General features: G+C 76.1%; 20 protein-coding genes. 6 read left to right on the top strand and 14 right to left on the bottom strand.

Annotation, left to right across the window (positions count from 1 at the left end; genetic code table 11):
* Positions 1-2: 2 nt before the first annotated feature.
* Complete coding sequence (locus RB146_12785; GenBank protein ID MDQ7829846.1) at positions 3-704, bottom strand: ATP-binding protein; 702 nt, start codon at positions 702-704, stop codon at positions 3-5.
* Between the two features lie 98 nt (positions 705-802).
* Here RB146_12785 and RB146_12780 point away from each other — a divergent pair, with 98 nt between their 5' ends.
* Positions 803-946, top strand: a complete 144-nt coding sequence (locus RB146_12780) for a hypothetical protein (GenBank protein MDQ7829845.1) — start codon at positions 803-805, stop codon at positions 944-946.
* Positions 947-989: 43 nt separating this feature from the next.
* Here the strand turns inward: RB146_12780 and RB146_12775 are convergent, their stop codons facing one another.
* The 13 genes from RB146_12775 to RB146_12715 all read right to left on the bottom strand — a co-directional run bounded on the left by RB146_12775 (position 990) and on the right by RB146_12715 (position 17,378).
* Positions 990-2,012: a GntG family PLP-dependent aldolase gene (locus RB146_12775; protein ID MDQ7829844.1), complete on the bottom strand. Its 1,023-nt coding sequence runs from the start codon at positions 2,010-2,012 to the stop codon at positions 990-992.
* Entirely contained in the window at positions 2,009-2,302 is a 294-nt protein-coding gene (locus RB146_12770) for a hypothetical protein (protein ID MDQ7829843.1), read from the bottom strand. The genes RB146_12775 and RB146_12770 overlap by 4 nt, the downstream gene beginning before the upstream one ends.
* Positions 2,303-2,391: 89 nt before the next feature.
* Positions 2,392-3,189 carry an S-methyl-5'-thioadenosine phosphorylase gene (locus tag RB146_12765; protein MDQ7829842.1) on the bottom strand — a complete coding sequence of 266 codons (798 nt, stop codon included), beginning with the start codon at positions 3,187-3,189 and terminating at the stop codon, positions 2,392-2,394.
* Positions 3,190-3,199: 10 nt separating this feature from the next.
* Positions 3,200-3,955 (bottom strand): NAD-dependent deacylase, encoded by a 756-nt coding sequence (locus RB146_12760; GenBank protein ID MDQ7829841.1) that lies wholly within the window; start codon positions 3,953-3,955, stop codon positions 3,200-3,202.
* The gene (locus RB146_12755; protein MDQ7829840.1) at positions 3,952-5,256 is read right to left on the bottom strand and encodes a lactate racemase domain-containing protein; all 1,305 of its coding nucleotides are present in this window, start codon (positions 5,254-5,256) and stop codon (positions 3,952-3,954) included. Before RB146_12755 ends, RB146_12760 begins: the two co-directional genes overlap by 4 nt.
* 53 nt (positions 5,257-5,309) lie before the next feature.
* Positions 5,310-6,467, bottom strand: coding sequence for an iron-containing alcohol dehydrogenase (locus RB146_12750; protein ID MDQ7829839.1), 1,158 nt, complete (start codon positions 6,465-6,467; stop codon positions 5,310-5,312).
* Entirely contained in the window at positions 6,464-10,960 is a 4,497-nt protein-coding gene (locus RB146_12745; GenBank protein MDQ7829838.1) for a VWA domain-containing protein, read from the bottom strand. Before RB146_12745 ends, RB146_12750 begins: the two co-directional genes overlap by 4 nt.
* Complete coding sequence (locus RB146_12740; GenBank protein ID MDQ7829837.1) at positions 10,957-11,904, bottom strand: DUF58 domain-containing protein; 948 nt, start codon at positions 11,902-11,904, stop codon at positions 10,957-10,959. Before RB146_12740 ends, RB146_12745 begins: the two co-directional genes overlap by 4 nt.
* Positions 11,905-11,919: 15 nt before the next feature.
* Entirely contained in the window at positions 11,920-12,903 is a 984-nt protein-coding gene (locus RB146_12735) for a MoxR family ATPase (protein ID MDQ7829836.1), read from the bottom strand.
* A 3-nt stretch (positions 12,904-12,906) separates the two neighbouring features.
* Positions 12,907-14,529: a hypothetical protein gene (locus RB146_12730; protein ID MDQ7829835.1), complete on the bottom strand. Its 1,623-nt coding sequence runs from the start codon at positions 14,527-14,529 to the stop codon at positions 12,907-12,909.
* Entirely contained in the window at positions 14,517-15,191 is a 675-nt protein-coding gene (locus tag RB146_12725) for a hypothetical protein (GenBank protein MDQ7829834.1), read from the bottom strand. Before RB146_12725 ends, RB146_12730 begins: the two co-directional genes overlap by 13 nt.
* Before the next feature lie 56 nt (positions 15,192-15,247).
* Entirely contained in the window at positions 15,248-17,017 is a 1,770-nt protein-coding gene (locus RB146_12720; GenBank protein ID MDQ7829833.1) for a hypothetical protein, read from the bottom strand.
* A gap of 79 nt (positions 17,018-17,096) precedes the next feature.
* Positions 17,097-17,378: a zinc ribbon domain-containing protein gene (locus RB146_12715; GenBank protein MDQ7829832.1), complete on the bottom strand. Its 282-nt coding sequence runs from the start codon at positions 17,376-17,378 to the stop codon at positions 17,097-17,099.
* 158 nt (positions 17,379-17,536) lie between these two features.
* On the opposite strand from RB146_12715, the gene RB146_12710 reads away from it, so the two are divergent.
* The 5 genes from RB146_12710 to RB146_12690 all read left to right on the top strand — a co-directional run.
* A complete protein-coding gene (locus RB146_12710; protein ID MDQ7829831.1) occupies positions 17,537-17,929 on the top strand; it encodes a nucleotidyltransferase domain-containing protein in 393 nt (130 codons plus the stop codon).
* On the top strand, positions 17,916-18,332 hold the full coding sequence (locus RB146_12705) for a DUF86 domain-containing protein (GenBank protein ID MDQ7829830.1): 417 nt from the start codon (positions 17,916-17,918) through the stop codon (positions 18,330-18,332). Before RB146_12710 ends, RB146_12705 begins: the two co-directional genes overlap by 14 nt.
* A 68-nt stretch (positions 18,333-18,400) precedes the next feature.
* Positions 18,401-18,622 carry a hypothetical protein gene (locus RB146_12700; GenBank protein ID MDQ7829829.1) on the top strand — a complete coding sequence of 74 codons (222 nt, stop codon included), beginning with the start codon at positions 18,401-18,403 and terminating at the stop codon, positions 18,620-18,622.
* Positions 18,623-18,631: 9 nt separating this feature from the next.
* A complete protein-coding gene (locus tag RB146_12695) occupies positions 18,632-19,093 on the top strand; it encodes a hypothetical protein (GenBank protein ID MDQ7829828.1) in 462 nt (153 codons plus the stop codon).
* Positions 19,094-19,255: 162 nt separating this feature from the next.
* On the top strand, positions 19,256-19,751 hold a 496-nt coding region (locus RB146_12690), incomplete at its 3' end, for a cation transporter (protein MDQ7829827.1).

Raw genomic sequence — 19,751 nt, 5'->3', positions numbered from 1 at the left:
GGCTAGCCGGGCGCCGGCAGGTCTTCCTCCAGGATCTGCAGCGTGGCTTCGAGGGTCTTCACCCGCAGCATGCGGTCGGCCACCAGCCCTTCGGGGTCCTGGCTGCGGGCAAAGCGCTCCAGGATGGCCAGGTCGTCCAGGTCGTCCGGGTCGGGGGCGGCCTGTCCGCGCATCAGCTCCAGGTCGCGCCGGTAGCGGCCGATGGTGCGGCGCAGGTGGGTGAGCGTGGCGGCCGACGGTGCGGTGCGCCGCCCCGTCGGCGGCGGGGCCGGACGGCGCAGCTTGACGAGCCGCATCCGGGTGGCCGCTCCGGCGGTCTCCACCTCGACCTGGTCCGTCAGGCGGCGCATCAGGTGGACCCCCAGCTCGTCGGCGCCGTCCCCGGCCTCGACCGCGGCCAGGCGGACCGGGGGCGGCACCGAGCGCGTGTGGCGCTCCTGCTCCTCCACCTCCATCCGCAGTGCGGTCGGGTCCACCGCCAGGCGCACCGTCACCCAGGCGGTCTGCCCGCGCCGGACCACGCCGGCCACGGCCTCCGAGAGGGCCACCGCCGCCTCGAAGCGCTGCTCGACGGGAAACCCCGCCTCCTCCGCCAGCCGCTCCAGGACGCTGCGGACGACGCGCAGGACGTGCGCCTCCGCCGGCAGGAGGAGCTCGACCACGGCGGTCAACGGCGGAGGCGCAGCGCGCGGGCGGTCGGCCATGCGGTTCGTCGGCGTGGCGAGGGGCGGGGGAGCCGATGGCGCAGGCGCGCGACCCGCCCGGAGCGGACGCCGCAAAGAAAAGAGCACTGCGGGGCGCAGTGCTCTTCCGAGTCGGAAGGTCCCGCCGCTACCGCTTCTTGCGGGCGGCCTTCTTCTTCGGCGCGGACTTCTTGGCGGCCTTCTTGGCGCCGCCCTTCTTCATCGCCACGCGACCCGTCCTCCTTTCTCTGGACGCTATCTGACGTCGGAGAGATTCGCGGGCGCGGGCCGATCTCCTGCCGCGCCTCAGGCCTCACGCATCGCCGCGTGGAAGGCGTCCACCGCCATCCCGACGTCGTCCATGGTGACGTGGCGGTGCGTCACGAGGCGGAGGCGTCGCAGACCGAGCGCGTGGACGAGCACGCCGCGCGCGGCCAGCCGCTGGACGAGCCGCGGCGCGTCCGGCGCCTCCACCATCACCATGTTGGTCTGTACCCGTTCGAGGTCCACGCCCAGACCTGGGACGTCGCGCAACCCCCGGGCCAGCGCGCGCGCCGTGGCATGGTCCTCGGCCAGCCGCGCCACCATGGTCTCCAGCGCCACGATGCCGGCGGCGGCCAGCACCCCCGCCTGGCGCATCCCGCCGCCGAGGCGCTTGCGCACCTGGCGCGCCCGCGCCACCAGCGCGGCGCTCCCGCCCAGCAGCGACCCCACCGGGGCCGAGAGCCCCTTGCTCAGGCTGACCATCACCGAGTCGGCACCGCGGGCCAACCGCGCCACCGGCACGCCCAGCGCCACCGCGGCGTTGAAGAGGCGGGCGCCGTCCAGGTGGACGCGCCACCCGCGGTCGTGCGCCGCCGCCGTCACCTCGTCCATCCGCGCCGGCGGCAGCACGGTGCCGCCCAGGAAGTTGTGGGTGTTCTCCAGGCAGAGGAGCACCGGCGGGGGCGCGAACGGTCCGCGCGGCACCGCCTCCAGCTCCGCCAGGGTGGGGGCGCCGTCGGGGCCGTCCACCGGCCAGGGCACCACGCCCGCCACCGCCCCGATCCACCCGCTCTCGTTGATGTAGAGGTGGGCGAGCCGCCCCACGATCACCAGGTCGCCGGGCGCCGTCTGCGCCAGCACGGCGACGAGGTTGGCCATCGTCCCGCTGGGGCAGAAGAGGGCCGCCTCCACGCCCAGCATGGAGGCGGCCAGCGCCTCCAGCCGCGCCACCGTGGGGTCCTCGCCGTAGACGTCGTCGCCGACCTCGGCGCGCGCCATCGCCTCGCGCATCGCCTCCGTCGGCTGCGTCACCGTGTCGCTGCGCAGGTCGATGGTGCGCGTCACGGCTCCTCGCCGGTCCCCACCCGCGCCGCCTGGTAGAGGCTGATGCCACGGCCGGCCACGGCGGAACCGATGTAGGCCAGGAGGAAGAGCAGGACCCACTTCGCCACCGCCGCCACGATGAGCGGGGCGGTCACGGCCTCGCGGCCGGGGGCCTGCTGCAGCAGTCCCGCCTGGGTGAACTCGGCCAGCCCGCGGGAGAAGACGAAGAGCAGCAGCAGGATCCCGACCAGGAAGACGGCCAGGCCGAGCCACTTCCCCGTGGGGTCACCCTCGCGACGCCTCTCGATCATCCTCGCCTCCCTCTCCCGTCCAGGCCGCCGGCGGGCGCGGTGCGGACGGGCACCGCCTCGGCCCGCCCGCGCCGCCGGCGCCGCGCCCGTCAGACCCGCGCGGCGCGCAGGGCGGTGGCGCAGGGGCAGTCGCGCTCGCGCGGGATGGCCGGGATTACCCGGAGGAGGAGCTCGCGCAGCCGGTCCAGATTGGCGCGGAAGATGCGCACCACCTCCTCGGCGGTGACCGGCTGCGCCGTGGGGTCCCCCTCCACGCCGACATCATAGTCGGTGATGAGGGAGATGTTCACGTAGCACAGCTCGCGCTCCCGGGCCAAAGCCAGCTCGGGGTACTGGGTCATGTTGATGACCTCCCACCCCTGCGCGCGGTACCAGCGGCTCTCCGCCGCACTGCTGAAGCGCGGTCCCTGGATGACCACCACGGTGCCGCGCTCGTGCAGCGGCAGCTCCAGCGCGCGCGCCTGCTCGATGACCACCCGGCGCAGCGTCGGGCAGTAGGGTTCGGCGAAGCTCACGTGGGTCGTCACCGGCCCGTCGTAGAAGGTGTCGCGGCGGCCGTGGGTGCGGTCGACGAACTGGTCGCAGACGACGAAGTCGCCCGGCCGCACCGCCGGCGTCAGGCTGCCGGCCGCGCAGGGGCCGAGGATGCGCTGCACCCCCAGCTGGGCCATGGCGGCGATGTTGGCGCGGTAGTTGATCATGTGCGGCGGGTACTGGTGGCGCCGCCCGTGGCGCGGCAGGAAGGCGACGCGCCGGCCGGCGAGCTCCCCCACGGTGACCACGTCGCTGGGGGCGCCGTAGGGCGTCTCCACCCGCACCTCCTCGGCGTCGCTCAGCAGCTCGTAGAACCCCGATCCTCCGAAGATGCCGATCTCCGCCTCTGCCATGCCTCCCTCCTCACGTCGCCGCCAGGAGCCGGTCGGCCAGGCGCGGCAGGATCGTCCCGGCCCGGCCGCGCAGCACCAGGGCGGCGTGGTCCAGGGGCGTGGGCTCCTGGTTGACGATGACGAGGCGCCCGCCGGACTCCAGCGTCACCTCGGGCAGGGTGGCCGCCGGGGTGACCTGCAGGGAGGAGCCCACCACCAGCAGGACGTCGGCCCGGCGGCACAGGGCCTCGGCCTCGGCGTAGACGTCCGCCGGCAGGAGCTCCTCGAAGAGGACCACGTCGGGACGCAGGAGCCCGCCGCAGGCCGGACAGACCGGCAGCGCCCCGCGGTCCAGGGCCGCCTCCAGCTCGGCGATGGGGCGCCGCGCCCCGCAGGTGGCGCAGGCGGCGCGGCGCAGGCTGCCGTGCAGCTCCAGGACGCGCCGCGAGCCCGCGGCCTGGTGCAGCCCGTCCACGTTCTGGGTGATCACCGCCCGCAGCCGCCCGGCCGCCTCCAGCCGCGCCAGGGCCAGGTGCGCCGGGTTGGGGCGGGCGTCGCGCAGCAGCGCCAGGCGCCGCCGGTAGAAATCGTAGAAGGCCTGCGGCTCGCGCCGGAAGGCGCTCAGGCTGGCCACGGCCATGGGGTCGACCCCGGCCCACAGTCCGCCGGGGGAGCGGAAGTCGGGCAGTCCCGACTCGGTGCTCACCCCCGCCCCGGTGAGGGCCACGGCACGGCGCGCCCGGTCGAGGAGCCGGGCCCCCGCCTCGACAGCCTCGTCCAGGCTCATGGTCGCGGATCCCGGGACCGCCCGGGCGCGTCCGGAGCCGCTCCCGCCGCGTCCTCGTCCACATCCCACGCCGCCGGCCCCCACTCCTCCAGGTCGCCGGTCGGCGTGAAGCGCCACGGGGCGGTGCGTCCCAGCGTCACGCCCGCGACGCCCTGCAACTCGGCCGCCACCGCCGGCGAGACCCACAGCCGCTCCAGGTGCAGGGTATTGGGGATGCGCACGATGCGGACCGCGGCGGGGTCATAGAGCCCCAGCGTGCGCACCGCCACCGCGACGGCCGCCCGGTCGGAGGGGGCGACGAGCGGCAGGAAGGCCCGCTCCAGGTAGGTGGAGACGATGGCGTTCAGGTAGGTGGCCCCGAAGTCGATCGCCTCCGCCAGCCGGCGGGTGACCACGTCGGCCAGCCCCACGCCCTGGGCGTTGCCCTCGGAGGCATCGGTCAGCCGCAGCGCCACGATGCGGCGCACCCGCGGCGCGTCCGGGTCGGGGACCTCCGGGTGGCGCCACCGGCCGATGACGTTCACGTCCATCCCGGTCCCGCTGAAGGTCTTCCCCATCTCGTCGACCACCAGCACGTCGACGGTGTCCACCGGCAGGCGCGGCATCCAGGCGCGCGCCTGCGCGAAGAGCTCGGGCTCCCGGGCGGCGATGGCGTCGGGCGGTAACACCTCGACGCGTGCGGTCTCGTCGTAGGCGTTCTCCAGGATGGCCACCCCGGCCAGCACCCGGCCGGTGGCCACGAGCGCCGTCGCCACCTCCGTGATGGCGCGAGGCATCTCGCCGGCGCCCAGCCGGTGGAGCTGGGCGGCCCCCGGTGCGTTGCCGAGCCCCACCGCCAGCATCTTCAGCAGGCCGCTGCCGATGGGGTCGCGGAAGGCGGTGTGGGGCTTCACCCGGTTGACCGCGACGAGCCCGTCGCAGGCGGCGGCGTGCGCGTCCAGGTAGACGGTGTAGCCGGAGGGGGTGCGCCCGATCTCCACGACCTCGGCCCCGCTCAGCACCGGGGCGCCCACCGTCGCCTCGGTGACGCCCAGGTGCGCCAGCACCCGCCGCTTCCCCTCGGCCGTGCCGCCGCCGTGGCTGCCCATGGCCGCCACCACCACCGCCTCGGCGCCCGCGGCGCGCAGCGCCTCCAGCACCCCCTGGAGCACCGGCACGATGTCGCGGATGCCGCGGCTCCCCGCGGTGACTCCCACCCGCCGGCCGCGCAGCGGCGGCAGCAGGCGGGCCAGCCCCTCCCGGGCCGCCGCCCGCGGGTCCTCCAGGCGCGGGCGGGGGAAGCGCTGCCGCACCGCCACCATGGGCGGCAGGACCACCTCGGTGTCGAACGGCAGGGTCTCCGGGAAGCGCAGGGTCAGAGGGCGACCTCGAAGAGGTGGACGATGTCCTCGCGGCGGGTGCGCCGCGGGTTCACCAGCACGTTGCCGCTCTTCATGGCGTCGTCGGCCATCGCCGGGATGGCGTCGGCAGTGACCCCCAGGTCGCGCAGGCGCTCGGGGATCCCCAGGTCCCGGTTGAGGCGCCGCACCGCCGTCACGGCCGCTTCCGCCGCCTCCCGCGGCGAGAGCCCGCCCACCGGCTCCCCCAGCGCCTCGGCCAGTCGCGGGTAGGTCTCCAGACAGGCGATGAGGTTCCAGGCCATGACGTGCGGCAGGAGCACGGCGTTGGCCAGCCCATGGGGGATGTCGAAGTGGGCGCCGAGCGGGTGGGACATGGCGTGGACGTTGCCGAGCCGCGTGCGGGTGAAGGCCATCGCCGCCATGGTGCTGGCCAGCAGCATCTCCGTGCGCGCCGGCAGCGCCCCTGTGGCGTAGGCCGGGCGCAGGGCACGGCCTACGAGGCGGACCGCCTCCAGGGCGAGGGTCTTGGCGATGGGGTTGTGGGCGGTGTTCACGTAGCACTCGATGGCGTGGGTGAGCGCGTCCATGCCCGTGGCGGCGGTGACCGCGGGCGGCAGCGACAGGGTGAGCGCCGGATCGCACACCGCGGCGCGGGGCAGGACGTGGGGGCTGCCCACCGTCATCTTGAAGCGGCGCTCCCGGTCGGTGATGACGGTGAAGACCGTCACCTCGCTGCCGGTCCCGGCGGTGGTGGGCACGGCCACCACCGGTGCTGCGGGACCTGGGATTTTGCCGATCCCCTCGTAGTCGCGCACCGACCCACCGTGCACCACCAGGACCGCGGCCATCTTGGCCACGTCCATGGCGCTGCCGCCGCCCACGCCGACCAGCAGGTCGCAGTCGCCGCGACGGTAGGCGTCCACGGCGCGCTCCACCGTCTCGATGCTGGGGTTGGGCTCGACCTCGCTGAAGGTCTCGACGTGGTCGACGGCGGATCCCAGGGCGTCCAGGACCTTGACCAGGATCCCCGCGGCGGCCACCCCGGGGTCGCTCACCACCAGCGGCCGCCGACCGTAGGGCGCGGTCACCTGCGGGAGCCGCTCGAGGACGCCGGCGCCGAAGAGGACGTCGGTCGGCGCGGAGAAGGTAAACGGCTCGGCGGGGAGGGTCATGGTCGGAGAGTTCGCCCGCCGGAGCGCTCCCCTCCTCCAGCCCCCGTGGTCGGCGGGGTCCCCTCCTCGCCCCCCTGCTGCTGCCGCAGCCGGGCGATGTACAGGCGGGCCGCCTGCTCCATGCTGGCGCGCCGCAGCGCCGCCTCCTCGGTCTCGAAGACGCGCCAGCGGTCCGCCGCGTCGTACTCCAGGTCCTCGGGCGCCGGCGGCGCGGGCCGGCGCCGCAGCCAGGCGGCGGCCAGCGCGCCGGCGCGCCCCACCCACTCGCCGACCACCGGGAGCCGGCGGCAGGTGATCTCCCCGAGGAAGAGCGCGACGGCGGCCGCCGTGAGCCACGGCCACGCCCGGCGCGGCTGCGCCGGGCTGCCCGGGACCGGCGCCAGGATCTCCTCCACGCCGGCCAGCGGCCACACGCCGGCCCCCTCGACCAGGCGGCCGACCGCTCCCGGCGGCTGGGGGCGTAGGTCGGGCGGGGAGGGCACGGCGACGTACCGCCGCACCACCCCCAGCCGCTGCGCGCCGCGCCGCACCGCCACGGTCACGACGGCCAGTCCCGAGCCGCGCGCGGGCAGCGACCCCTCGTAGCGGCCCGGGGCGGTTTGGGGCAGCCGGGCCACCAGCGCCGCCGTGGCGGACGGGTCGCCACTGAGCCGCGCCTCCACCTGCAGGTCGGTGCGCAGCGTGCCGTCGGGAGCGCGGGCGTCCACGACCACGTGCACGTGCCGGTCGTCGGCCCTGACCGCCACCTCGGCCGTCTCCCCCACCGTCCCCATGGCCCAGCGCACCGCGCGCGACCAGAAACGCGCCGCGTCCGGCCAGCGCACCCACTCCACTGCCCAGCGCGGCCGCGCGTCCGAGGTGAAGGCCAGCGCGCGCCCCAGCCCGTACTGCCAGGTGGCCAGCAGCGGGTCCTCCTGCGGCGTCACCAGGTGCAACGTGGCGGCGGGCTTGGGGGCGGTGGCCACGTAGCCGCGCAGCGGCGGCGGGGTCAGGCCGCGCACCAGGGGGGAGTCCGGCGCGGCCACCGGGCGCGTCCGCTCCTCGACGAGGTAGGCACGGGTGGCCAGCAGCGCCTCCGCCGTGAAGATCTGGGGGATGGAGTAGAGGTCGCGGGTGACGTAGCTGCGCCCCCGGCCCCACGCGGCCAGGTTGCGCATGAGCGCCCGGTCGGCGTCGGCGCCGATGGCCACGCTGCTCACCGTGATGCGGTCGGCGCGCATCTGCCCGACGATGCGCTCGAAGTCCCCGGGCTCGGTCTGCCCGTCGGAGAGGACGATGACGTGCTTGATGCGGGCGCGGGCCCCGCGGAGCGCCCGGTGGGCCTCGCGTAGGGCCGGAGCCATATTCGTCCCGCCGCCGGCGGTGAGGCGGCTCACCAGCTGCAGGATCCGCCCGCGGTCGCGCGCCCGCGTGGGGCGGACCAGCCAGCGCGGCTCCTGGTCGAAGGCCAGGACGCCGATGAGGTCCTGCTCGCCCAGCAGGTCGATGGTGGCCTGTGCCGCCTCCTTGGCCAGCTCCACCTTGGGCGTCTCCGGGCCGAAGCTGCCCATGCTGCCGGAGGCGTCGATGACCAGCACCAGCGCCAGCGACGGCAGCGCCACGCGGTGGCGCACGTCCATGCTCACCGGCAGGGCCGCCTCCAGGTCGGTTCCGGCGTACCCGCCCACCCCGAAGGCGTGCAGCCCGCCCACCGCCACGAGCCCGCCGCCGGCCGCCGCCACGTAGTCGTGGAGCGCGCGCATCTGCGGCGGGGAGAGGCGCGTGGCCGCCACGTCGTCCAGCACCACGGCGGCGTACGCGGTGAGGCCGGCCGCGTCGGCGGGGAGGGCCTCCGGCGGGACGGTGCGCACGCGCAGGCCCTGGGCGGCGAGCCAGGCCGGCAGCGGCCCGGGCTCGGCCGCCACGTAGAGCACCGCGGGCGGACCCGCCACGGCCACGGCGGCGTGGCCGCGGTTGTTCTCCTCGCGGGCGTCGGGCGCGGCGCGCACCTCGGCAGTGTAGCGCACCACGCCCGGCCCGGCGGCGGCGTGGGGGATGCGCCAGACGCTCCGCCCGGCGGGGACGGCCACGGCGCGCCGCCACACCTCCCGGCCGTCCGCCAGCAGACGCACGGTGCCGGAGGCCGGCGCGGTGCTCTCGACCGCGACCTCGACGGTGTACCGTTCCCCGGAGTGGACCACCGGCGGCGCCCGCACCCCCTCCACCGCCACGTCCGCGTCGACGCCGTCGGCGAGGGGGACCACGCCCACCTCCACGCCGGCCAGGCGCGCCCGGGCCATGGCCGCGGCCACCTCGCCGGCGGTGTCCTGCCCGTCGGTGAGGAGCACCACGCGGCGGTGCCCGACCGGCGGCAGCACGGTGAGGGCGGCGCGGACGGCCGCGCCGATGTCGGTGCGGTCGGGGTCGGCCGGCGGCGGCAGGGGGAAGCGCGGCTTGGCGGTCAGGCCCTCGGCCACGCGCGCGCTGCCGGCGAAGGTGACGACTCCAAAGCGCGTCCCCGGGTGGGCGGCGGCCGCGACCCGCCGCATCAGGCCCAGCGCGCGCTCGCGGGCCTCGTAGGGGACGCTCCGGGAGAGGTCGACGGCGAAGACTACGGCCAGGTCGCCGCCGCCGCGCGCCACCTCGACGCCGGCGAGCCCCAGCACCAGCAGCGCCACCACCACCCAGCGCACCGCGTGCAGGGGGCGCGGGCGGCCGCGGGCCCGGCGCGGCGGGGGCGGGAGGCTGCGCCGCCACAGCAGCCACTCCACCCCCAGGAGGAGGACGGCCGCCGCGAGCAGCGGCGCCCACACCTCCACCCGGCGCGTGGCGGCGTCCGGCGCCCTCCCGCCGGGGGGCGCGGGCGGGGGGGCACGCAGGTCGGACTCCTCCGCCCCGGGGCGGGTGACGACCAGCGCGCGCTCCCACCCCTCGCCGCGCACCCGGTAGACGCCGGCGCGGTCGAGCGCCGGGAGCGCCAGGAGGCCCTGGTGCACGCGGACGGGGGTGCTGCCGCCGTCCGGCCCGACCAGGAGGACGGGCCCCGGGACCGCCGGCAGAAGCGGCGCCTCGCCGGCGGGCACCTCCACCGGCCCGGCCAGCCACTCCACGGCGTTGGCCAGGAGGATCGGGAAGGCCGGCGAGAGCGGCAGGTCGGAGCGCGCCAGGTCGAAGGGGACGAGGAGCACGCGGCGCGCGCCGTCCTCGAAGAGCCACAGGAGGGGGACCTGCCCCTCGGCGAGGACCTGGCCGCCGCGCGGGCGCAGCACCGCGGCCTCGTCCACCCGTGTCCCCACCAGGTCCACGGCCCGCAGCAACGGGTGACCCTCCTCCGCGCGCGTCACGGTCAGGCCGCGCGCCCGCTCCGTCGCGCGCACCGGCAGCCCCTCGGGGACGGTCCCGACGACGATGTAGCGCCCGGGCGGCAGCGCCACGGGGGGCGTGCGGTCGAGGACGACCAGGTCGAAGGCGCCCCACGCCGCGGGGTCCGCACGCGCGGCGCGGCGCACCTCCCGCACCGGGAGGGCGTCCAGCGCCGCCTCCAGGAACGGGTTGCCGGGGCTCACCAGCAGGACGCGCGGGCGGAGGGCCTCCCCCACCACGACCTCCGCCGCGTCGTCGGCGGGGAGGGCGTCCCCCAGCGGCTGCCCGTCGGAGGCGCGCACGGCCGCGCGCACGACCCCGTCGCTGCGAGCCGGCCACACGCGCACGGCGCGCTCCTCCGGCCCCAGCGCCAGCACCGCCGCGGTGGTGGCGCCGTCGGGCCACGTCGCCTGCACCCGCACCCGGCGCGGCTGCGGGCTCAGGTTGGCCACCTCGACGAGGAGCGCGTCCTGTCCGTCGTCCCCCACGCGCACCGTCGCCCGCGTGACGGCGACGTTGGGAGCGGGCGTCCCCACCTGGTGGACCGTCATCCCGGGGGTGGCCGGCCAGGGGCGGTCGGTGAAGAGGACGACCTGCACGGCCCGGCCCTCGGCGCGCTGTGCCGCTGCGAGCTCGACTGCGCCCTCCAGGTCGGCGCGCCCGTCGGTGGGGCGCAGGCGCCGTACCGCCGCCGCGAGCGACGTCGCGTCGCGCGACAGGTCGTGCACGATCCGGGGGCGGGGGCCAGCCGCCACGACCATCGCCGGCCGTCCGCTCCCGCCCCGCGCCAGCAGCGCCAGCGCCTCCGCCTGCGCCCGGGCGAAGCGGCTGGGAGGGACGTCGGTCGCCTGCATGCTAAGCGAGGTGTCGAGGACGATGGCCAGCGCCGGACCGCCCGCCCCGGGCAGGGTCAGGGAGGGGCGGGCCAGCGCCAGCGCCAGCGACGTCACGGCCAGCACCTGCAGCAGCAGGAGGAGGCTGCGCTCCAGCCGGCGGACGGGGAAGCGTGTCTGGAGGTCGCGCACGGCGTGCTGCCAGAAGAGCACGCTGCTGACCACCCGCGCCTCGCGCCGCGCCCGCAGCATGTGCAGCAGCACGAGCAGCGGGACGGCCAGCAGCAGCCACAGCGCCGCCGGCGCCCCCAGCGTCACGCGATCAGCCCTCCCATGCGCAGGTAGCGCAGGATCAGGTCGTCGAAGGGCACCGAGGTGGTGGCCCGCAGGTACTCGATCTGGTGGCGTCGGCAGCACGCCTCCACCTCGGCCAGGTAGCGGTCGCGGGCGCGGGCGTAGGCGGCCAGGGTGGGGCCGTCCACCGTCACCTCCACCGCCCGTCCCGTCTCGCTGTCCACCAGGCGCAGCTCGCCCGTCTCGGGCGGCGCCAGGTCCTCGTCGCTGACGATGTGGACGACGAAGAGGTCGAACCGGTGGTAGCGCAGCAGCCGCAGCCCCTCCTCCAGACCCTCCGGTAGGAGGAGGTCGGAGAGGAGGACGGCCAGCCCCCGGCGGCGCGTGCGGTGGACGTACTCGCGCATGGCGGCGGCCAGGTCGCTGTGGCCCTCGGGGGCGAGGCGGCCCAGGAAGCGGAAGAGGTGGAAGACGTGGCTGCGCCCGCGCCCCGGGGCCAGCACGGGGCCGATGCGGCTGTCGAAGGCGGCGACCCCCACGCGGTCGAGGTTCACGAGCCCGATGTAGCCGAGGGCCGCCGCCACGCGCACGGCGTAGTCCAGCTTCGCGGGGACGGGCGGGGCTGTCCCCGCGACGGCCCGCCCGTCGGCGCTCGGGGCGCCCGTCCCCCGCGGGAACCCCATCGACCGGCTGCGGTCCACCAGCAGGTGGACGTTGATGTCCTCCTCCTCGCTGAAGAGCTTCACGAAGAGGCGGTCCAGGCGCGAGTAGATGTTCCAGTCGATGTACCGGTAGTCGTCCCCCACCTGGTAGGAGCGGTAGTCGGCGAACTCCACCCCCCGCCCCAGGGTCACCGACCGGCGCTCGCCGCGCACCCCGCTGCGGAAGAGGCGGCGCGAGACCAGGCTGAGGCGCTCCAGCCGGCGCAGGAAGTCGGGCTCCAGGAGCAAGTCGGCGGCGGGCGGCACGGCGGCACGGGCGCGCTAGACGCGCGCGCCCAGTTCGGGGACCTCCTCCAGCGCGTTGCGCACGACGTCGTCGGGGTCGATGCCCTCGGCCTCCCCCTCGAAGTTCAGGATGAGGCGGTGGCGCAGCGCCGGCAGCGCCAGGGCGCGCAGGTCCTCGAAGGCCACGTTGGTGCGGCCGTGCACCAGCGCCCGCACCTTGCCCGCCAGCAGCAGCGCCTGCGCCCCGCGTGGGCTGGCGCCGTAGCGCAGGTAGCGCCGGGCCAGGGAGGCGGCGCCGTCGGCCTCGGGGTGGGTGGCCCGCACCAGCCGGGCCACGTACTCCTTGACGTGGCTGGCCACCGTCACCTCCCGCGCCAGCGCCTGCATCGCCAGCACGTCGGCGGCGGTGGCCACGCGGGCGGGGGTGGGGACCTCCGGACCGGTGGTGCGGTCGAGGATCGTCACCAGGTCGCGCGGCGTGGGGAAGGCCACGCGCAGCTTGAAGAGGAAGCGGTCGACCTGCGCCTCCGGCAGCGGGTAGGTGCCCTCCATCTCGATGGGGTTCTGGGTGGCCAGGACGAAGAAGGGCTCCTCCAGCGGGTAGTGGACGCCGGCGGCGGTGACGGCATGCTCCTGCATCGCCTCCAGCAGCGCCGACTGAGTCTTGGGGGTGGCCCGGTTGATCTCGTCCGCCAGCACGATCTGCGAGAAGATGGGCCCGCGCTGGAAGTCGAAGAAGCGCCGGCCGGCGGCGTCCTGCATCACCACGTTGGTGCCGATGATGTCCGCCGGCATGAGGTCCGGGGTGAACTGGATGCGCGAGTAGCGCAGGTCGAGCGTCTGGGCCAGCGTCCGGACCAGCAGCGTCTTGCCGAGCCCCGGGACCCCCTCCAGGAGGACGTGCCCGCCGGCCAGCATGGCGATGAGGACCTCCTCGATGAGCGCCTCGTGGCCGACGATGACGCGCTGCACCTCGCGGCGCAGGCGCTCGAAGGTCTCGCGGAAGGTCTCGGGCGTCATGGCCTAGCGCTGCGCCAGCCGCTCGAAGTAGCGCCGCACCGCGGCGCGCCGGTCCGCCGGCACGCGCACCCGCGCCAGGTACGCGTCGGCGCGCCGCACCACCGCCGCGGGCACCCGCACCAGCGGCGTCCGCACCCGCGTCAGGCGCGCCGGCCCCACCAGTTCCCCGCTCTGCACGTCGCCCGTCCCCTCCTGGCCACGGACGCGGCTGCGCGCCGTGGCGGCGTCCAGCCGCCGGGTGGGGGCGCCCAGCTTCTCCTCGACGCTCCCCCGCCCCGGCTGCACGCCCTCGTGGGGCCCCTGTCCCGGCTCCGCGCCGCCCTCGCCGCGCGGGGCCGCCCGCTCCCCGCCGGGGGCGCGCGCCGGCGGGTCCACCCGGGCGGCCTGCGGCGACTCCTCTTCCGGCGCCGCACCGGGGCCCTGGGCGATGCGCTCCGCGCTCGCGGCCACCTGGCGCTGCGCCTGACGCAACGCCTCCTCGTCCGCGGTCAGCGCCTCCAGCCCCTCCAGCTCCTGGAGGGCCTCGGTGAGCGCCTGCCCCGCGCCCACCACGTCGCCGCCCTCGGCCTGGCGCCGCGCCTCCTCCACGCGGCGCCGCGCCTCGGCGGGCAGCTCCCCCTCGCCCCCCTGCGCTAGCTCGCCGAGGCGCTGGAGGAGGTCGCCGCGCGGCTGCTCGCCCTCCGGCGTCTGGGCCAGCCGCGCCGCCAGCTCGCGTAGCTGGCGGGCCTGGCGCTCCAGGCGGTGCTGGGGACGGAAGAGGTCGGCCGGCACGTCCGGCGGCGGGCGCAGCGCCCCGCGCTCCTCCAGGCGCTCCTGCACCTGGCGCCGGGCCTGCTCCAGCCGGGCCTCCAGAGCGCCCAGCCGGGCCAGGGCCTCGGGACGAGTGACCCGCTCCCGCTGCAGGCGGCGCGCCACGTCGCGCACCTCCGGGACGGCCCGGCGAGCCTCGGGGATGCGCTCGGTGCGCGCCCGCTGCTCCAGCCGCCGCGCCGCCTCCTCCAGGCGACGCCCCTCGCGGCGGATCTGCTCGGCCACCTGGTGCGCCGGCGTCCCCGGCACGGTGATCCCCGGCAGGACCACCGCCGCCGCCACCGCCGCTGCGACCAGGACCGCCGCCCGCCGCGTGCCGGGTGGCGTCCGGTGCGGGAAGGCCGCCCCCCCGTCGGCGCGGCGCGCCGCCTCCGTGGCGTCCTCCAGGGTGCGCCCGGCGAGGGTGGTCCGGCGCGTTCGCCCGGCCACGAGTTCCAGCGCGGTGCTCGTGCGCTCGCGCAGGCCCAGCCAGCGGTCGGCCCATCGCGCCACCGCCACCGCATCGCCCACGGGGAGGAGCAGCCCGGCCAGCCACGCCAGCAGCGCCACCCCCAATCCTCCGGCCAGCACCGCCAGCCCGGAGAGGTCGAGGGCCACCACCGTGCGCAGCAGGGTGACGACCAGCGACGCGCCCGCGGCCACGGCTGTCGTCTGGACCACCCAGTCGAGCGCCCGTCGCCGCGCCACCACCCAGCGCACCCGGCGCAGCAGCCGGCGCAGGGGGAGCGGCACGTCGCGCGGTCCGGCGCCGGGACCCCGCACCGCGTGCGCCCCGGCCGCCGCCCCACCGGTGCAGGCATCCCTCAGCGCGTCCACGAGGCCACCTCCTGGCGCGCGGCCACCACCGCGCGCGCCATCAGCCACCCCGTGACCGGGAGCACCAGGGCGTACGCCGCCGTCCCCACCAGGACCACGCGCGCCTCCCCGTCGACGGCCGCCCGGCCCAGCCGCAGCGGGCTCGCCGCGACCCCCAGGGGGTCCAACCGTCCCAGTGTCAGCGGAGCGGTGAAGAGGAGGACGAGCAGGGCCCAGTGCACGAGCGTGCGCGCCAGGTCGCCCGGCACCGCGGCGGCCAGCCAGGTGCCTGCCGCGCCCAGCGCGGCAAGCGCCATCCCCACGCTCAGGCAGGCCAGCGCCAGGCCGCGCGGGACGTCCGGTGCGGCAAAGAGGAGCAGGGGCAGGCTCAAGAGCAGCAGCGCGGCTGCGGTGAGGAGGGCCGTGCCCACCTTGCCCCAGGCGATCGTGCGCGGGGAGAAGGCGGTCGTGGCCAGGTCGGCGAGGGCCTTCTCGCCCTCCACGGCGATCTCCCCGATGGCGAAGGCGGAGGCCAGGTAGACGCCGCCCACCGCGCAGACAGCCAGCAGCGCGCGCAACAGGCTCCGGTCGTGGAGGGGGAAGACGCGTGCCGGCTCGGGCAGCAGCGCGCCGGCGACCAGCAGGGCCAGCACCGCCAGGTAGACGCGAAGACTCCAGGCCACCCGGCCCGAGGCCAGGCGCGCCCGGAGGTCTCCGCGGGTGACGGGGTTCAGGATGCCTATGGCCCGCCGCGACGTGCCGGGATCAGCGGGAGCACCAGCAGGCGCGGACCCGCCGCCTCCGCCCACCCCAGGGCGCCGCTGCGGTCGTGCAGCCACGCCACCAGGGAGGCGGTGGGAGTGATTATAGCATCGCGCTCGAGGCCCCTGAGGAGCCACGCCAGCAGGCGCTCCTCCGCTCCCGTCGCGCTCTCGACGTCGGGGATGTCGCGCCACCCGTCGGCGGTGATCACGGCGCGGTCCCCCTCCAGGTGCACCGGACGCACCTGGCCGCCCTGCGCGATCATCGCGTCGCGCAGCTCCACGCCGGGTGGGCGGCGCACCAGCACCTCGGCGCCCTCCAGCGTGGGCCGGTAGACGCCGGCCAGCGGCAGCGCCCGCACCGCGGTCAGCCAGACCAGCGCCGGGCGTCCGCCGTCCGGCACGATCAGGCGCTGCCCCGCCAGGTCGAGCGTGCTCTCGGGCGCGCCCACCGCCTCGCCCAGCGCGTCGTCGGGGAGCGGGAAGGCGGCCGGCGCGCCGGCCGGCGCCCGCATCACGGCGGTCAGGCGCACGCGTTCCGCTGTCGCAACGCCTCCAGGCCCGCCGGTTCCCGCCTCGCGCCCTCCCGGGCCGGCGCCGCCACCGGGCCCGCCGCCGACACCGCCCGGCGGCGGCAGGCCTTCCACCACCAGCACCTGGACGGGCGCCCGCACGATCCCGCGCACCATCGATCCGCCCGCCCACCCCAGGAGGAGCCACGCGGCCACAGTGGCGGCGGCCGCCACCCTCCCCGCCGGCCCGCGGCGCAGCGCGCGGAGCAACGGCCCCACGGCAGCGACGTAGGCGACCAGGGCGAGCACCACCGCGAGGCGCAGTCCGGCCGGCAGGTCGGGCGCCGGCGGCACCAGGTCGAGGAGGCGCCGGTCGACGAGCGGCGGGGTGGGCGCCGCGGCGAGCGCGCCCTGCCAGGTGGCGACGGTGAGCGGGTCGGGTGACGGGGCGAAGGGGTCGGAGCGGATCAGGGCCACATGCCCCCGTCCGTACGCACCGCGCCACTCCCCGGTGCGAGCATGCGCAGGGAGCAGCGGGGCGAGGACCGGACTGCGCGCCGTTCCATCCGCCCCCGGCGGGGCGGCCACCAGCAGCCGTCCCCCGGTGGCCACCCACGCCTGCAGGGCCTCCACCTGCGCCGGGGAGAGGCGCGCCGCCTCCAGGTCCCGCACCACGACCGCGTGCACCCCCTCGTAGAGGTGCCACCGGTCGGGCAGGTCGTCTTCCTTTAGATAGGCCACCGCCGCGCGCAGGTCCGGCGGGAGGAGCGGCTCCAGGCCGGCGGGGCGGGCGCTCAGGGCCAGCACCACCGTAGGGGCCACGCGGACCCGGTCGAGCGGCAGCCGCCAGGCGGCGCGTTCGCCGCCGTCCCGGTCGAGCAGCCGCACCACCACGGGCTCCCGCCGGTCGCGCAGGACGACGGGCACGGTCACCCGGGCCGGCTGGCCGGCCGGGGCGCGCACGGCCACGCGCACGCGGAGCAGCGACGCCGGCCTGCGGGCGCGGAGGAGGACCTCGAGGATGCCGTCGAGGTCGGAAGGGGAGTGGAGGGAAGCGAGGAGCGGGATCCAAGCGTCGAGGACGACGGTGCCGACGAAGCCCAGGCGGAAGTCGGCGGAGACGGATTCGGCGGGAGGCGCCTGCGCCGTTGCCGGTCCCGCCGTCCAGCCGAAGAGGCAGACCAAGAGCAGGGCGGCGCCGGCGAGGGGCACGGCCGGCGCGCGGACGGACCGCACAACCGGCGGGCTCGCGCGCAGCAGCCGCCCGGCCGCCCGCGTCAGCCGGCGGCTCAGGGACGTGGCGGGCCGGTGGGGGTCAGGACTTCGCGGTTTCGGCGGGCTTCCCACCCGCCTCACCCGAGGAGGCCTTCGCTCCCGCCTCCTGCTTGCCGTCCTTGCCATCTCCCGACGTCCCGCCGGACGAGCTGCGGCGGTAGTCGGTGGTGTGGAACCCCGGCCCCTTGAAGATCAGGCCCACCGAGTTGTAGACCTTGCGGCTCGGCCGCCCGCAGGTGGGGCAGGCCGGCGGCGGGGCGCCGACGGGCTGGAAGAGGTCGAAGGTGTGGTTGTTCTCGCAGCGATACTCATAGATCGGCATGGCCATGCACCGGACCAGGCGGAAAACCGGCGCGCCGTGCGGGAGGGCGGCGGCCGCCGGGAAGCCGTGTTGTCCTACCCGGAAAGCTTAGGGAGACCCCGCGGGGGTGTCAATGCGGACGACCGGACAGGCTGCAATGTGGGAAGATGGGGACGGCCATGGAGAGGCGGGCCGAACGGCACCTCCAGGCACTGCTCCAGTTCGCGCGGGACGACCCGGACGTCATCGCCGTGCTGCTCTTCGGCAGCAGGGCCCGCGGCGAGGCGGACGCCGCGTCGGATGTGGACGCCTGTCTCGTCCTGCGCCCGGAGGCGGCGCAGGAGGCGGGCCGCAAGCGGCTCGACTACCTCGGCCGGGTCGACCTGGACGTCGTGGTCTACCAGGCCTTGCCGCTCTACGTGCGGCAGCGGGTGTTGCGGGACGGACGAGTGTTGCTCATCAAGGACCAGGACCTGCTCTACGACATCGCCATTCAGACGGTGCGGGCCTGGGAGGACTACAGGCACCTGTACCGCGACTTCCTGGAGAGGGTGGCCCGTGATCGACCGTGATCGCATCCTCGCGCGGCTCGACCAGGTCGAAGGCTATCTCCGCGAACTGGGGGACATTGCGCCGCCCACCTTCGAGGAGTATCTGGACCCGCGGACACGCCGTGCCTGTGAGCGCCTCCTGCAGATTGCCATCGAAGGCGTCCTGGACACGGCAGCCCTTCTCGTCCGCGGGCTCAACCTGGGGTTGCCCCAGGATGAGGACGACCTCCTCACCAGGCTCACCCAGGCCGGGGTGATCACCTCGGAGCTGGAGGAGAAGTTGCGGAAGATGAAGGGACTCCGCAACATCCTCGTCCACGAGTACGGACGTGTCGACGACCGGATCGTCTACGAGGTCATTCGAACGCGGTTGGGCGATTTCGACGAGTTCAAGCGGGCGGTCCTCACCCGGTTGAGCCCCTGAGGCCCCGAACAACATACCGAACAGAACTGGGTCCGGGGCAAGTTCAACTGAAGTATGTCCTCCGACAGATGAAAATCTATCTTTTCCTGATAAGCATCCAGGCAGGGGAGGTCACGCCACCACGCGAGTCCCACGCGGCGTGGCTGCGCGCCGGCCGCCCTGGGGACATCGCAGCTCGGTGCTACAATGGCGCGGAGCGGGAGGTGCCCATGCTCGACGCCCGGGTGGACCACCTGGAAGCGCATGCCGCGCCCTGCGGAGCGACCATCTCGGCGAAGGCCGACGGCTAAGCCGCACACGTGTTCCCGCTGCCGCACATGCTCATCGGGGCCGCGGTGGGCCAGGCCGCAGGGTCGCCGGGCCTTGGTCTGGCGCTGGGCGTGGCCAGCCACTACCTGCTCGACGCCATCCCCCACGACGACCGCCGGGAGGTCGGCCACAACCCCCACCCCGCACCGCTGCTCAGCGGGCGCAACCTGCGGGCCGCGGGCGAGCTGGGCGTGGGGGCGCTGCTCATCGGAGCCCTGCTCCTCCGGTGTCCCGGTGCGCACACCGTGGCCGTTGCCGCCGCAGTCCTGGGGGCGCTCCTCCCCGACCTCATCGACTTCCCGCTGATGGCCTGGCGGCGCGTCCAGGTCGTCCACCCGCAGGCCCTGCACGCGCGTGTTGGACCGAGGCACGCCCTGCTGGGGAACCTGACGCAGCTCGTGGCTGCGGTGGTTGGCCTCGGCTGGTTGGCTCTCGGGTTGTCCTGCTTCTGACAGGGTCCGGTGCCGGGCGCCTCATCAGAGGCGGCCTCCGGGGGTCAGGTCCCGAATGGTGCAGGCCGGAACGGCCACCCGCCCCTCCTCGCGGGGCGACGGTTCGGTCGTCTTGACTTTCCCGTCGGCTGGAAGCTGTAACCTCCTGGGGCGGAGGTGACGATGGTGGCAGCGGTGGCGAAGCTCCAGGTCAAGCTCGGCGGGATGCACTGCTCCCTGTGCGTGGAGTCCGCGCACCGGGCGGTCCGTCGGCTGCCCGGCGTGCGGTCGGTGCACGTCTCCATCGCGCACGAGGAGGCCCTGGTGGAGTACGAGCCGGACCGCCTGTCCGCCGACGCCATCTCCAGGGCGCTGGAGGACGTTGGGTTCCGCGTGCACCCGCCGGACGAGGCTGCCCGGGTCCAGGAGGAAGAGGCCGAGCTGCGCCGCGCCCGCGGTCTGGCCTGGTGGGCCGGCGCCCTGCTCGGGCTGGCCAGCGCGCTGATGCTGGCCAGCGCCCTCTGGGGGCCGAGTCGCCCGCGGGCCCTGGCCATGGGCGCCCTGGCGGTGTTCGCGGCGTCCGGACCCGGCCGCTGGGTGGTGCGCAACGCGTGGCAGGCCGTCCGCCGGGGCATTCTGAACCAGGACGTGCTGGCCGCAGCATCCGCTCTCGCGGGCG

Source organism: Armatimonadota bacterium (genome assembly GCA_031081585.1).
In the GTDB taxonomy this organism is placed as follows: Bacteria; Sysuimicrobiota; Sysuimicrobiia; order Sysuimicrobiales; family Humicultoraceae; genus Geohabitans; species Geohabitans tengchongensis.
Note: the sequence above shows the minus strand (reverse complement) of the source record. Positions and strands in the feature narration are given on the sequence as shown.